Genomic DNA, 13,880 nt, shown 5'->3' with positions numbered 1-13,880 from the left:
CAACTCTCTCTGCATCAGCTTTACAGGCACATCGTGTAAACACATGCGATGTGAACTGGACGTACTGCAAAAAAAAGCCCCTGCCAGAAGTGCTCTGCTTATGGCAGAGGCTCCCGACAGGGGCCTGAGCGCTCAGTCTGCGCTATTTATGCGCAAGGATTTGCGCATGCATCTCCTGCACCGAAATGACTTTTTCGGTTGGATCGGCATTTAGCGCCATTGCCGTTGCGAAGCCACCGTTCAGCGTCGTGTCGTAATGCACCTTATATTGCAGTGCGCTGCGACGAATCAGCTTGGAGTCTTCAATCGCCTGACGACCTGCTGTGGTATTTACGATATAGGCGTACTCACCGTTTTTCAGGCGGTCCTGAATGTGCGGGCGGCCTTCGTGAACCTTATTCACCAGGCGCGGGTTAATACCGGCCTCGCCCAGTACCACAGCCGTACCGTGCGTCGCATCCAGTTCAAAACCAAACTTCTGCAACTTCGCCGCGAGATCAACGATACGTTTCTTGTCGCCTTCACGAACGGACAGCAGCGCACGTCCGGTTTTCTTCATGTTGCTTTGCGCACCCAGCATCGCCTTGGCAAACGCCTCAGCAAAGGTTCGGCCCACGCCCATGACTTCCCCGGTTGAACGCATTTCAGGTCCCAGAATCGGGTCAACGCCCTGGAATTTGTTAAACGGCAGCACCACTTCTTTGACAGAGTAGTAAGGTGGAATCACCTCTTTGGTGACGCCCTGCTCCGCCAGCGTTTTGCCTGCCATTACGCGGGCTGCCACTTTTGCCAGCGGAACGCCGGTTGCTTTTGACACGAACGGGACGGTACGCGCCGCACGCGGGTTAACTTCAATCAGGTAAACTTCGTTGTCTTTGACCGCAAACTGTACGTTCATCAGGCCACGCACATTCAGCTCAAACGCCAGTTTTTCAACCTGCTGACGCATGACATTCTGAATATCCTGACTCAAAGTGTAGGCCGGCAGAGAACAGGCCGAGTCACCCGAGTGAACGCCAGCCTGCTCGATATGTTCCATGATACCGCCGATCAGCACGCGCTCACCGTCGCAGATAGCATCCACATCGACTTCGACGGCATCATCCAGGAAGCGATCCAGCAAGACCGGCGCATCGTTGGACACTGACACCGCCGTCTGGAAATAGCGTTTCAGGTCGATTTCGTCGTAGACAATTTCCATGGCGCGTCCGCCCAGGACATAAGACGGGCGGACCACCAGCGGATAACCAATGCCCGCCGCTTTTTCAACCGCCTGCTCCAGCGTGGTGACGGTGGCGTTAGCTGGCTGCTTCAGACTCAGACGGTCAACCGCCTGCTGAAAACGTTCACGGTCTTCTGCGCGATCGATGGCATCCGGGCTGGTGCCAATGACCGGCACACCTGCCGCTTCCAGCGCGCGAGCCAGTTTCAGTGGCGTTTGTCCACCGTACTGCACGATAACGCCTTTCGGTTTTTCGATGCGCACGATTTCCAGCACGTCTTCCAGCGTGACAGGTTCAAAGTAGAGGCGGTCAGAAGTGTCGTAATCGGTGGACACGGTTTCCGGGTTACAGTTGACCATGATGGTTTCATAGCCATCTTCACGCAGCGCCAGTGCTGCGTGGACACAGCAGTAGTCAAACTCAATGCCCTGACCAATACGGTTTGGTCCACCACCCAGCACCATAATCTTGTCGCGATCCTGATTAGGATGAGCTTCGCACTCTTCTTCATAGGTGGAGTACATATAAGCGGTATCTGTTGCAAATTCCGCCGCACAGGTATCCACGCGCTTATAGACTGGGTGAAGATGATGCTGCTGACGCAGTTTACGAATCTCGCCTTCCGCGACGCCCGCCAGGGCTGCCAGACGTGCGTCGGCAAAACCTTTGCGCTTCAGCGCGCGCAGGAAATCCGCGTTAAGGCCATTGATGCCTTCACGCGCTACCTGCTCTTCCAGGCGAACCAGCTCTTCAATCTGCACCAGGAACCAGCGATCAATATTGGTAAGATTAAATACGCCATCGACCGACATGCCTGCACGGAACGCGTCCGCGATGTACCAGATACGATCCGAACCGGCATCTTTCAGCTCACGACGAATGCGGGTCAACGCTTCCGCATCGTCCAGATGCACTTTCGGGTCAAAACCATTAGCTCCCACTTCCAGACCACGCAGTGCTTTCTGCACCGACTCCTGGAAAGTACGGCCAATCGCCATGACTTCACCCACCGATTTCATCTGGGTGGTCAGACGGTCATTCGCACCGGCAAATTTTTCAAAGTTGAAGCGAGGAATTTTTGTCACGACATAATCGATAGACGGCTCGAACGAGGCTGGTGTGCGTCCCCCAGTGATATCGTTCATCAGTTCATCCAGCGTAAAGCCTACCGCCAGTTTCGCGGCCACTTTTGCAATCGGGAATCCGGTGGCCTTCGATGCCAGCGCTGAAGAGCGTGACACACGCGGGTTCATCTCGATGACGATCAGACGGCCATTTTTCGGGTTCACCGCGAACTGGACGTTGGAGCCACCGGTTTCCACGCCGATCTCACGCAGTACCGCCAGCGAGGCGTTACGCATGATCTGGTACTCTTTGTCGGTCAGCGTCTGTGCGGGCGCCACCGTAATGGAGTCACCGGTGTGAATGCCCATGGCGTCAAAGTTTTCGATAGAGCAGACAATGATGCAGTTGTCGTTTTTGTCACGCACAACTTCCATCTCATACTCTTTCCAGCCAATCAGCGATTCGTCGATTAACAGCTCGTTGGTAGGCGAAAGATCGAGTCCGCGTTCGCAGATCTCTTCAAACTCTTCGCGGTTATACGCGATACCGCCACCGGTGCCACCCATAGTGAACGACGGACGAATAATGCAGGGGAAGCCGACATCGGCAGCCACCGCCAGCGCTTCTTCCATCGTATGTGCGATACCGGAGCGCGCCGTATCCAGACCAATGCTTTTCATCGCCACGTCGAAGCGGCGGCGGTCTTCCGCTTTATCGATCGCATCGGCCGTGGCACCGATCATGGTTACGCCAAACTCGTCAAGAACGCCCTGACGTTCCAGCTCCAGCGCACAGTTCAGCGCCGTCTGGCCGCCCATGGTTGGCAACACCGCATCCGGGCGCTCTTTCTCAATAATCTTACGTACTACTTCCCAGTGAATCGGCTCGATGTAGGTTGCATCGGCCATTTCCGGGTCGGTCATAATGGTCGCCGGGTTCGAGTTCACCAGAATGATGCGGTAACCCTCTTCGCGCAGGGCTTTACAGGCCTGGGCACCGGAATAGTCGAATTCGCAGGCCTGACCGATCACAATCGGACCGGCACCAAGAATCAGGATGGATTTTATATCTGTACGTTTTGGCATGATTAGCTCCTGATTACTTTGCTTTCGAACGGAATGCGTCAATCAACTCGATAAAGTGGTCAAATAACGGTGCGGCATCACCCGGCCCCGGGCTGGCTTCAGGATGGCCCTGGAAGCTGAACGCAGGCTTGTCGGTGCGATGGATACCCTGCACGGTTTTATCAAACAGCGAAATATGCGTTACCCGCAGATTGGCGGGCAGATGGGTTTCATCCACCGCAAAGCCGTGGTTCTGTGCCGTAATCATGACGCGATTGTTATCGAGATCTTTCACCGGGTGGTTACCACCGTGGTGACCCAGCTTCATTTTTACGGTTTTTGCGCCGCTGGCCAGTGCCAGCAACTGGTGGCCAAGGCAAATGCCAAACACCGGAATGTCGGTTTTCAGAAAGGCTTCAATCGCCTCAATGGCGTAATTGCAGGGCTCCGGATCACCCGGACCGTTTGACAGGAAGATGCCATCCGGATTCATCGCCAGAACGGTTTCGGCGGGCGTTTTAGCCGGGACAACCGTCAGACGGCAGCCGCGGTCGACCAGCATGCGCAGAATATTGCGCTTAGCGCCATAATCGTAAGCCACAACATGGTAGGGCAGCGCTTCTGCTGACGTCTGCGCAGGTAAATCCCCTTCCAGCGTCCAGCTCCCCTGCAACCAGGTATAGGTTTCTGCCGTCGTCACTTCCTTCGCCAGATCCATCCCTTTCAACCCCGGGAAGGCCTGCGCTTTCTGTAAGGCCAGAGCGGCATCCGGATTGTCGCCCGCGATAATGCAGCCATTCTGTGCGCCTTTCTCGCGCAGCAGACGCGTCAGCTTACGTGTATCAATATCGGCAATAGCAACAATGTTATTGCGCTGCAGATAGGCTGACAGGCTCTCTTCGCTGCGGTAGTTGCTGGCAATAAGTGGCAGGTCGCGAATGACAAGCCCCTGAGCGTGAATCTGGCTGGATTCTTCATCGGCGGGGTTGGCACCAACGTTGCCGATATGAGGATAAGTGAGAGTAACGATTTGACGAGAATAGGAAGGATCAGTGAGGATTTCTTGATAACCAGTCATTGACGTATTGAAAACGACTTCCCCCACTGCCGACCCTGTAGCCCCGATGGCCCGACCGTGGAATTGGGTTCCGTCTTCCAGAACCAAGAGCGCTGACTTAATCAAAACATCCTCCAGGGAATAAACAGTCACAATATCTGCATATTAATTCATAATGATGATCTGAATCAATGCAAAAACGGCCTGAGTGGTCAATTTTTGGCAAATTGCGCGCATTCTAATGATCGCTCTGGTACTTGTCCACCCTGAAGCCACTTTTTTAACATCTTTTCAGGCTCAGAGCGGAAAAAAAGAGGATAAGGGACAAAAACAGGGGAAAACACAATCAAATAATCGTTTGCTCATCGTTGAGAAGCATTATTCTGCCTGAGAAGGCTATGAATTTTGACCAAATGGTCAAATTTAACAGGTTCACCGTCAAGATGAAGAGAGAAGAAACAAGTTTATGAGCATTTATACAGCAAAAATAAACAAGAGGCTTATTTTTTACAAAATTAAGGGCAATAATATTATTGCCCTTTTTCAATCAATGAATTAGCGATTGAAATCACCACATCACACAGGTAAAACCCATTATAAACTGGCTAAATCAAGGACATCACGCATATCGTAAAGCCCTTTTTTCTTCGCACTTACCCATAATGCCGCCTTAACCGCGCCATTAGCAAACGTCATACGGCTTGACGCCTTATGAGTAATCTCTACACGCTCTCCCTCGTCTGCAAACATGGCCGTGTGTTCGCCGACAATGTCACCGGCTCGCACTGTTGCAAAACCAATGGTTTGAGCCTTACGTTCGCCGGTGTGCCCTTCGCGACTGTAAACGGCATGATCAGCCAGTTTCCAGTCCATGGCGTCGGCAATGGCTTCCCCCATGGCCAGCGCCGTTCCTGAAGGAGCGTCCACTTTGTGACGATGATGCGCTTCGATAATCTCAATATCCGCATAATCGCCCATCACGGTAGCGGCTTTCTCCAGCAGCTTCAGAACCAGATTGACGCCAACGCTGAAGTTCGCCGCAAAGACAATCCCCGTCTCTGTTGCCGCATCACGAATCGCCGCCTTACCGGCTTCGTCAAATCCGGTCGTACCAATAATCATTGCCTTGCGGTGTTCACGGCACAGTGCCAGGTAGGCCAGCGTCCCTTCGGGACGGGTGAAATCGATTAAGACGTCAAAATCATCCATCACAGCACGCAGATCATCGACAACGGGAACGTCCAGTTTGCCCACGCCCGCCAGTTCACCAGCATCGGTGCCGATTAATGACGAGCCCGGACGTGCCAGTGCCGCGCCCAGCTCAACGCCGTTGGCGTGAACGACCGCCTGAATCAGGTTACGGCCCATGCGTCCCGGCGCACCCACGATGGCAATGCGGATATTCTTCATATTTATTCATTCCTAAAACAAAACTATGCATGCAAGCGCAATCAGGTTAACCATGAGATAACAACTGCGCCACTTTTTCTCGGGGATAATAAGAATTTTTATGCCAGGCGAAGGCGATTATCAGTAAAAGCAATTTCACCTCGTCGTTGGCCGGGCGGCGGATAGCAAAAAGGCCGAACAGAGTCGGCCTTTTTGCTACTACAGGTTTGTTGTCACTGCACGTTGCGGACATCAACCCGCAACTCTTTGGGGACTTCAAACACGATATTTTCTTCCCGCCCTTCCAGGACTCTGGCTTCGCCGCCACCTAACGCCTGCAGACGGCTGATGACATTCTGCACCAGAATATCCGGCGCCGATGCACCCGCGGTGACGCCAACACAGCGGGCCGCGGCGATCCATTCGGGCTGGATATCCTCTGCATCGTCGATCAGATAAGCCGCTTTACCCATGCGCTGCGCCAGTTCGGCCAGACGGTTAGAGTTTGACGAGTTTTTAGATCCGACTACCAGCACGACATCCGCCTCTTCAGCGAGTGCCCTTACCGCTTCCTGCCGGTTTGTCGTGGCATAGCAAATATCATCTTTACGTGGGCCGACAATTTTCGGGAAACGGGCACGCAACGCATCAATCACTTCAGAGGTATCATCGACCGACAGCGTGGTTTGCGTCATGAAAGACAGCCGGTCATGATCTTTAACGTCCAGTTTCCAGACGTCATCCGGGGACTCCACCAGATACATGCCGCCCTTGGGGTTATTGTACTGCCCCATGGTGCCTTCGACTTCCGGGTGCCCGGCGTGACCAATCAGCACCGACTCTTCGCCCCGGCGGCTGGCGCGCGCGACTTCCATGTGCACCTTGGTCACCAGGGGGCAGGTCGCATCAAAGACCGTGAGATCACGGCTTTTCGCTTCGTTACGTACCGCCTGAGAAACGCCATGGGCAGAGAAAATCAGGATAGCACCATCCGGCACTTCGCTGATTTGCTCAATAAAAATTGCGCCGCGCTGGCGCAGGCTGTCCACCACGTAGCGGTTATGTACCACTTCATGACGCACATAGACCGGCGCACCAAACAGCGTCAGTGCGTTTTCAACAATGCTGATGGCGCGATCGACGCCAGCACAAAAACCACGTGGATTAGCCAGCAGAATTTGCATGGTTCGCCTCCAGTACCGGATCGATTTCCAGCACCTCAATGTCAAACTGAACGCGATGGCCTGCCAGCGGATGGTTAAAATCAACGGTGATCGAATCACCATTGATTTCGCGAATCACGCCCGGCATTTCACTGCCGCCCATGCCGGTAAACAGCATAATAGCCCCAATCTCAGGCTCGCCCGCTTCATTAAAGTCGCGACGCGAAAAGTACTGGATCAGATCAGGACTGACACCGCCAAACGCCTCTTCCGGTGCCAGTGAGAACTGATGTTTATCCCCGGCTTTTAAGCCCAGCAGTGCCTGTTCCAGCGCGCCGGACAGGCTACCGTCACCCAGACGAAACAGCGCAGGTTTACCGCTGGCGCGGGTGGATTCCGCCACTGAGCCATCTTCCAGCTTCAGAACGAAATGCAACAACACCGCGCTGTCGCGCTGTACAGACTCAGACATGGTTTACCCTTTTTTAACCTGCTTGCTGGACGGATTAAAAAACCCCTCCAGCACCACCAACGCCGCACCGATACAGATGCCGCAGTCAGCGATATTAAATGTAGCAAAGTGCCAGTTACCGATATAGAAATCGATAAAATCCACCACGAAGCCATGATACGCACGATCAAACAGATTACCGACAGCGCCGCCGATAATGAGCGCATAAGCACTGTTGGCGATCTTCTGTTGGGCGCTGTTGCGATACATCATCACCAGCAGCGACACCACAATCGCCAGCGCAATACCGGCGAAGAACCAGCGCTGCCAGCCGCCTTTATCCGCGAGGAAACTGAACGCCGCGCCGTAATTGTGCGCGTAAAACAGGTTAAGGAACGGCATCAGCGGCTGCGTTTCATGCAGCATCATGTTGTTCATTACCCACTGCTTGCTGACAAAATCAACAACGATAACAACCAGCACCAGCCACAGCCAGCGCAATCCGGTGGAGAAAACAGGTCTACTCATCAGGCAAACTTACGCTCTTCACCGTTTCCGGCTACGTTAGTGTAACAGCGACCGCACACCGCAGCGTGCTCAGGGTTCTGACCGACGTCACTAGTGTAGTGCCAGCAGCGCGGACATTTCTCGCCTTCGGCTTTGTGCAGGCCGATTTTCAGACCTTTTACCAGTTCACTTTGCTGCGCATCAGCGTCAGCCTGAGCGTAGTCGGCAACCTCAGCACCGGAGGTCAGCAGCACAAAGCGCAGCTCATTACCCAGCGCCTTCAGCTTCGCCGCCAGCTCGGCATCAGCATACAGCGTGACAGAGGCTTCCAGCGCGCCACCAATGCGTTTATCGCTACGTGCCTGCTCAATCACCTTGTTCACTTCACCGCGCACTTTAAGCAGTTCAGCCCAGTACGCATCGTTCAGCGCTTCGTTTTCAGGCAGACCAAACAGGCCGGTGTACCACTCTTCAGTGAACACATACTTCGCGCGCTCGCCCGGCAAATAGCCCCAGATCTCATCAGCTGTGAAAGACATGATCGGCGCCATCCAGCGCACCAACGCTTCCACAATGTGCCACAGCGCAGACTGACAGCTACGGCGCGCCAGGCTGTCACCTTTCGCGGTGTACTGACGGTCTTTGATGATATCCAGATAGAAGGAGCCCATCTCAATGGAGCAGAACTGCATCAGGCGCTGAATCACTTCGTGAAAATCGTAGTGCTCGTAGGAAGCCACGATATCCGCCTGCGCCGCCTGCGCACGTCCTACCGCCCAGCGATCGACCACCACCATCTCTTCCGGTTTAACCAGATCGGTGGCCGGATTAAAGCCGCTCAGGTTCGCTAACAGGAAACGCGCCGTGTTACGGATACGACGATAGGCATCGGCAGAGCGCTTCAGGATTTCGTCAGAAACGGCCATTTCGCCCGAGTAATCGGTCGAAGCAACCCACAGGCGCAGAATGTCTGCCCCGAGCTTATCCATCACATCCTGCGGCGCAACGGTATTACCAATGGATTTGGACATCTTGCGGCCCTGACCATCAACGGTAAAGCCATGCGTCAGCACCTGACGATAAGGCGCTTTGCCTTTCATCGCTGTCGAGATCATGAGCGAGGACATAAACCAGCCACGGTGCTGATCCGATCCTTCCAGATACATATCCGGCGTATTACCGCCAAATTCCGGGCGCGCATCCACGACGGAATAGCTGGTCGATCCTGAATCGAACCAGACGTCCAGCGTATCCGGCACCTTCACATAGTTGTCGGCATCATCGCCCATCAGATCGCGGGGATCGAGATCCCACCATGCCTGAATACCGTCCTGCTCAACGCGCTGCGCCACTTTTTCCATCAACGACAGGGTGTCCGGGTGCAGTTCTTCGGTCTCTTTATGGACGAACAGCGCCATTGGGACGCCCCAGGTACGCTGACGGGAAATACACCAGTCAGGACGGTTGGCGACCATGGATTCAATACGCGCCTGGCCCCAGTCCGGGATCCACTGAACGCCTTTAATCTCTTTCAGGGACTGCGCGCGCAGGCCTTTCTGATCCATGCTGATAAACCACTGCGGGGTAGCACGGAAGATGATCGGGGTTTTATGGCGCCAGCAGTGCGGGTAGCTGTGCAGCAGTTTTTCAACATGCAGCAACGCGCCCTTCTCTTTCAGCAGTTCAACGATCAACTCGTTTGCTTTAAAGACGTTAATGCCGTCAAGCCCGGGATAGGTACCGGGCAGGTAAGCGCCATCAGGCCCAACCGGATTCGCCGTTTCCAGACCGTATTTCTGACCGATCACATAGTCATCCGGACCGTGACCCGGTGCTGTGTGAACCGCACCGGTACCGGCATCCAGCGTCACGTGATCGCCCAGAACCACCTTCGACTGGATCTGCGCCAGGAAAGGGTGCTGGAACAGTTGAAGCTCCAGTGCTGCGCCCTGGCAGGTACCCAGCACAGTCCAGTCGCTGACGCCCGCGCGTTTCATGACGCTCTCAACCAGATCCTTCGCCAGGATCAGGGTGCGGCCCTCAATCTGCAACAGCTGATAGTCAAATTCGGGGTGCAGAGAGATGCCGCGGTTAGCAGGCATGGTCCACGGCGTGGTTGTCCAGATGACCAGCGAAACGGGGCCTTCTGAGGCCGTTACTCCAAATGCCGCACGCACGGCATCCGCATCCACGGCATTAAACATGACATCGATGGAGGGCGACGTTTTGTCATAATACTCAACTTCCGCTTCCGCCAGCGCAGAGCGGCAATCCATGCACCAGTGCACCGGCTTGGCACCTTTGTGCAGGTGGCCATTACCGATGATTTTGCCCAGCGCACGAATGATATTCGCTTCGGTCGTGAAATCCATCGTCAGGTAAGGACGATCCCAGTCGCCCAGCACGCCCAGACGAATGAAGTCGGCTTTCTGTCCTTCAACCTGTTCGGCCGCGTATTTACGGCAGGCTTCGCGGAATTCGGCGGCGGTGACTTTCTCGCCCGGCTTACCGATCATCTGCTCAACTTTGTGCTCGATAGGCAAACCGTGACAGTCCCAGCCCGGCACATACGGTGAATCGTAGCCCGCCATGCCTTTCGACTTGACGATAATGTCTTTCAGAATCTTGTTAACAGAGTGACCAATATGAATGCTGCCGTTCGCATAAGGAGGGCCATCATGCAGGATAAAGGTTTTTTTCCCTTTTTTGGCTTCGCGGATGATGCCGTAAAGATTGTCATCATACCAACGCTGCAGCATTCCCGGTTCGCGTTTGGCCAGATCGCCACGCATGGGGAACCCCGTTTCCGGCAAATTCAGGGTAGATTTATAGTCACTCATCAGATTCTCGATTCCGTTTTTTGCTCAGGTTACAGGCCAAAAAATTGTCGGGCCGTTACCGTGTCTTTCGCAATTTGCTCTTTCAACGCGTCCAGTGAAGCAAAGCGCTGCTCGTTTCGTATTTTCTGCTTCAATACCACATCAATGTGGCGACCATAGAGATCCATATTGATGTCCAACAGGTGAACTTCAAGCTGTTGGCGTAAACCTTTTACTGTCGGGCGCGTGCCAATGTTGGCGACGCCGGGCAGGGGTTTCGGCCCCAGGCCCTCGACTTCTACCGCATACACGCCTTTGACCGGCGAGACGCAGCGGCGTAAAGGGAGATTGGCAGTAGGGAATCCCAGCGTGCGTCCCAGTGCATCACCGTGCACCACGCGCCCTGAGATACTGAAAGGATGGCCCAACAGCGACTGCGCCAGCGCCAGATTGTCCTCAGCCAGCGCCTGACGCACCGCCGTGCTGCTGATGCGTTTACCGCCGTCGCAAAACGTTTCTGTGCTGACGACGTCGAAACCGTATTCTACTCCGGCTTTCTGTAATAGCAGGAAATCCCCCTGCCGACCAGCGCCAAAGCGGAAATCATCCCCAACGGCCAGGTAGTTCACGCCCAGTTTGCTCACCAGCAATTCGCTGATAAAACTTTGCGCCGAGAGTGCGGCGAAGCGATGGTCGAACCGCACGCACAGCACATAATCCACGCCGATTTCTGCCAGGTACCTGAGTTTTTCGCGCAGGCGGGTCAGTCTGGCAGGGGCATTGCCACCGGCAAACAGCTCCAGCGGCTGAGGTTCAAACACCATCACCATGACCGGCAATTGACGTTTCCGGCCTTCTTCCATCAACCGCCCCATCAGCGCCTGATGGCCGCGGTGCACACCATCGAAATTACCAATGGTCAGAACGCAGCCGTGATGCTGCGCATTAAGATTATGAATACCGCGGATAAACTTCATGGCTGACTCAAACCGGTGGAAATCGGCGGATTATACCCTCGAAAGCCGCCGAGGTTAACCCGTGAACACGCCTTTCATGCGTAACAGGCCGTATTTACCGGCACGCAGAGCCACAAAGAGAATTTTGTTGCGAAATACTGTATTCAGGACACAGAAGCTGGTAGAATCTTGCGCCATCAAATACGTAACCGAGTGTCGTGCAGGTTATCACTTGTGAACGACGCTTATTTGCACAAATCCATTGACAACAGAAGGTCCAAAAGGCATAGTCCTCGGCCTTTGATTTGTCTCTATCGAACATATTTGGGAGTTGGACCTTGGCTAATATCAAATCAGCTAAGAAACGTGCCGTAACATCTGAGAAACGTCGCAAGCATAACGCAAGCCGTCGCTCTATGATGCGTACCTTCGTTAAGAAAGTATACGCGGCGATCGCTTCAGGCGACAAAGCTGCTGCGCAGAATGCATTTAATGAAATGCAACCAATCGTGGACCGTCAGGCTGCTAAAGGTCTGATCCACAAAAACAAAGCTGCACGTTATAAAGCAAACCTGACTGCACAGATCAACAAACTGGCTTAATCGCCTTTTGTTTATCGCTTTGTTGAAAGAACCGGCTCTGAGCCGGTTTTTTTATGTCTGCGATTCACCGCCGACCTTCCTCTTTCCCGCTTCCTTGCCGGACAGCCCGCGCAGATGGCGAACCGCTTCAAAGCTCGCCTTTCTGTGACAACGGATAGCCCACGGACGACGGGAAAACGCTATCAGGCATAAGCGGTAGGTGCCCATAATTCAGCCTGTGCCGTCCCGATCCGATATCTGCCCTTTTCGCGTTATCCCCGTACGCAAAAAGGTAATCTGTTATGTTCGCCCTGGCTGCATAACCGCGTCGGGGAAGGCAAAAGGAGGCTTACGCCTCCTTTCGTTTAACGCAGTTTATATCGCAATAACGTGTAACCCAGTACGGCCGAGAGCAGTGAACCGCTCAGAATCCCCAGCTTCGAGAATGTCACCAGCTGTTCATGAGCCGCATCAAAAGCCAGCGAGCTGATAAAGATCGACATCGTAAAACCAATGCCGCACAGCACGCCAATCGCCATGATATCGCGCAGCGTCGTGCCATTGGGCAGCACCGCCAGCCTCAGCGTCACCGCCAGCCAACAGAACAGGGTAATCCCTAATGGCTTACCGATCAGCAGGCCAAGGATGATGCCCAGCGGCTCGGGTGACAGCACATCGCCAAAGGTAATCCCCGTCAGGGAAATCCCGGCGTTGGCGAAGGCAAACAGCGGCAGAATCAGCCAGTTCACCCAGGGCATCAAGCCATGCGCCAGATGTTCAGCCGGCGAGTGACCGTCTTTCTCTTCCAGCGGGACAAAGAAGCCGACGACGACGCCCGCAAGCGTTGCATGGACGCCGGACTTCAGTACCGCAGTCCACAGCACCAGCCCGACCAGCATATAAACGGCGATATTACGCACATTACACCGGTTCAGGATGGCCAGCACGACAATGGCTCCTACCGCCACGCTGAGGGACGTGACTGAGAGATCGCTGGTATAGAACAGCGCGATAATGATAATCGCCCCCAGGTCATCGATAATTGCCAGCGCCATCAAAAAAACTTTCAGGGCCGTCGGGACACGGCTGCCCAGCAGGGCCAGCACGCCCAGCGCAAAAGCGATATCCGTCGCGGTGGGAATGGCCCAGCCATTGCGGGCGATTTCATCACCGTGATTAAACAGTAAAAACAGGATAGCAGGCGCCGCCATTCCCCCTAAGGCGGCAATAACCGGGAAGACGGCCCGATCGCGGCTGGCCAGTTCACCCGAGATGAGTTCACGCTTCACCTCCAGACCAATCAGCAGGAAGAACAGCGCCATCAGGGCGTCATTGATCCATAACAACAGATTTTTGCTGATATCCAGCTCACCGAAGCGAATCTGCACCGGTGTCTCCAGCAGCGCCTGGTAGCCCTGAGCGGTAGACGCACTGTTCGCGAGAACCATCGCCACCACGGCAGCCAGAATTAACACCATACCGTTGCTGGCATCACTCTCAATAAAACTTTTAATTAAATGCCTGATACGACGAGGTTTTGACAAAATGCACTCCTCCTGAGCGGAAAACACAATGCTGAGCAGTGTAACGATTCACTGAACCTGA

10 protein-coding genes are annotated in these 13,880 nt (G+C 54.3%); 1 reads left to right on the top strand and 9 read right to left on the bottom strand.

What is annotated here, in order from left to right:
- Window positions 1–142: 142 nt before the first annotated feature.
- The 8 genes from carB to ribF form a co-directional block, all read right to left on the bottom strand.
- Window positions 143–3,373: a carbamoyl-phosphate synthase large subunit gene (gene carB, locus G5574_RS16905; RefSeq protein WP_164482938.1), complete on the bottom strand. Its 3,231-nt coding sequence runs from the start codon at window positions 3,371–3,373 to the stop codon at window positions 143–145.
- A 13-nt stretch (window positions 3,374–3,386) separates the two neighbouring features.
- Window positions 3,387–4,535, bottom strand: coding sequence for a glutamine-hydrolyzing carbamoyl-phosphate synthase small subunit (gene carA / locus G5574_RS16900; protein ID WP_164482937.1), 1,149 nt, complete (start codon window positions 4,533–4,535; stop codon window positions 3,387–3,389).
- A gap of 468 nt (window positions 4,536–5,003) precedes the next feature.
- Window positions 5,004–5,819, bottom strand: coding sequence for a 4-hydroxy-tetrahydrodipicolinate reductase (gene dapB, locus G5574_RS16895; RefSeq protein ID WP_006117639.1), 816 nt, complete (start codon window positions 5,817–5,819; stop codon window positions 5,004–5,006).
- 212 nt (window positions 5,820–6,031) lie between these two features.
- Window positions 6,032–6,982, bottom strand: coding sequence for a 4-hydroxy-3-methylbut-2-enyl diphosphate reductase (ispH, locus tag G5574_RS16890; protein ID WP_054634514.1), 951 nt, complete (start codon window positions 6,980–6,982; stop codon window positions 6,032–6,034).
- Window positions 6,963–7,433: an FKBP-type peptidyl-prolyl cis-trans isomerase gene (gene fkpB / locus G5574_RS16885; protein WP_006117637.1), complete on the bottom strand. Its 471-nt coding sequence runs from the start codon at window positions 7,431–7,433 to the stop codon at window positions 6,963–6,965. The genes ispH and fkpB overlap by 20 nt, the downstream gene beginning before the upstream one ends.
- A gap of 3 nt (window positions 7,434–7,436) precedes the next feature.
- Window positions 7,437–7,940 (bottom strand): signal peptidase II, encoded by a 504-nt coding sequence (gene lspA / locus G5574_RS16880; RefSeq protein ID WP_006117636.1) that lies wholly within the window; start codon window positions 7,938–7,940, stop codon window positions 7,437–7,439.
- A complete protein-coding gene (gene ileS, locus G5574_RS16875; RefSeq protein WP_164482936.1) occupies window positions 7,940–10,759 on the bottom strand; it encodes an isoleucine--tRNA ligase in 2,820 nt (939 codons plus the stop codon). Before ileS ends, lspA begins: the two co-directional genes overlap by 1 nt.
- Window positions 10,760–10,788: 29 nt before the next feature.
- The gene (gene ribF, locus G5574_RS16870) at window positions 10,789–11,715 is read right to left on the bottom strand and encodes a bifunctional riboflavin kinase/FAD synthetase (RefSeq protein ID WP_006117634.1); all 927 of its coding nucleotides are present in this window, start codon (window positions 11,713–11,715) and stop codon (window positions 10,789–10,791) included.
- A gap of 317 nt (window positions 11,716–12,032) precedes the next feature.
- On the opposite strand from ribF, the gene rpsT reads away from it, so the two are divergent.
- On the top strand, window positions 12,033–12,296 hold the full coding sequence (rpsT, locus tag G5574_RS16865; RefSeq protein WP_006117633.1) for a 30S ribosomal protein S20: 264 nt from the start codon (window positions 12,033–12,035) through the stop codon (window positions 12,294–12,296).
- Between the two features lie 344 nt (window positions 12,297–12,640).
- On the opposite strand, the gene nhaA is transcribed toward rpsT, so the two are convergent.
- Complete coding sequence (gene nhaA / locus G5574_RS16860; protein ID WP_006117632.1) at window positions 12,641–13,819, bottom strand: Na+/H+ antiporter NhaA; 1,179 nt, start codon at window positions 13,817–13,819, stop codon at window positions 12,641–12,643.
- Window positions 13,820–13,880 lie beyond the last annotated feature (61 nt).

Source organism: Pantoea stewartii, assembly GCF_011044475.1.
Taxonomy (GTDB): Bacteria; Pseudomonadota; Gammaproteobacteria; order Enterobacterales; family Enterobacteriaceae; genus Pantoea; species Pantoea stewartii.
Note: the sequence above shows the minus strand (reverse complement) of the source record. Positions and strands in the feature narration are given on the sequence as shown.

Excerpts from the sequence above, each read along its gene's own strand:
- carB (WP_164482938.1), bottom strand. The coding sequence starts at position 3,373 with ATGCCAAAACGTACAGATATAAAATCCATCCTGATTCTTGGTGCCGGT.
- dapB (WP_006117639.1), bottom strand. The coding sequence starts at position 5,819 with ATGAAGAATATCCGCATTGCCATCGTGGGTGCGCCGGGACGCATGGGC.
- ispH (WP_054634514.1), bottom strand. The coding sequence starts at position 6,982 with ATGCAAATTCTGCTGGCTAATCCACGTGGTTTTTGTGCTGGCGTCGAT.
- fkpB (WP_006117637.1), bottom strand. The coding sequence starts at position 7,433 with ATGTCTGAGTCTGTACAGCGCGACAGCGCGGTGTTGTTGCATTTCGTT.
- lspA (WP_006117636.1), bottom strand. The coding sequence starts at position 7,940 with ATGAGTAGACCTGTTTTCTCCACCGGATTGCGCTGGCTGTGGCTGGTG.
- ileS (WP_164482936.1), bottom strand. The coding sequence starts at position 10,759 with ATGAGTGACTATAAATCTACCCTGAATTTGCCGGAAACGGGGTTCCCC.
- ribF (WP_006117634.1), bottom strand. The coding sequence starts at position 11,715 with ATGAAGTTTATCCGCGGTATTCATAATCTTAATGCGCAGCATCACGGC.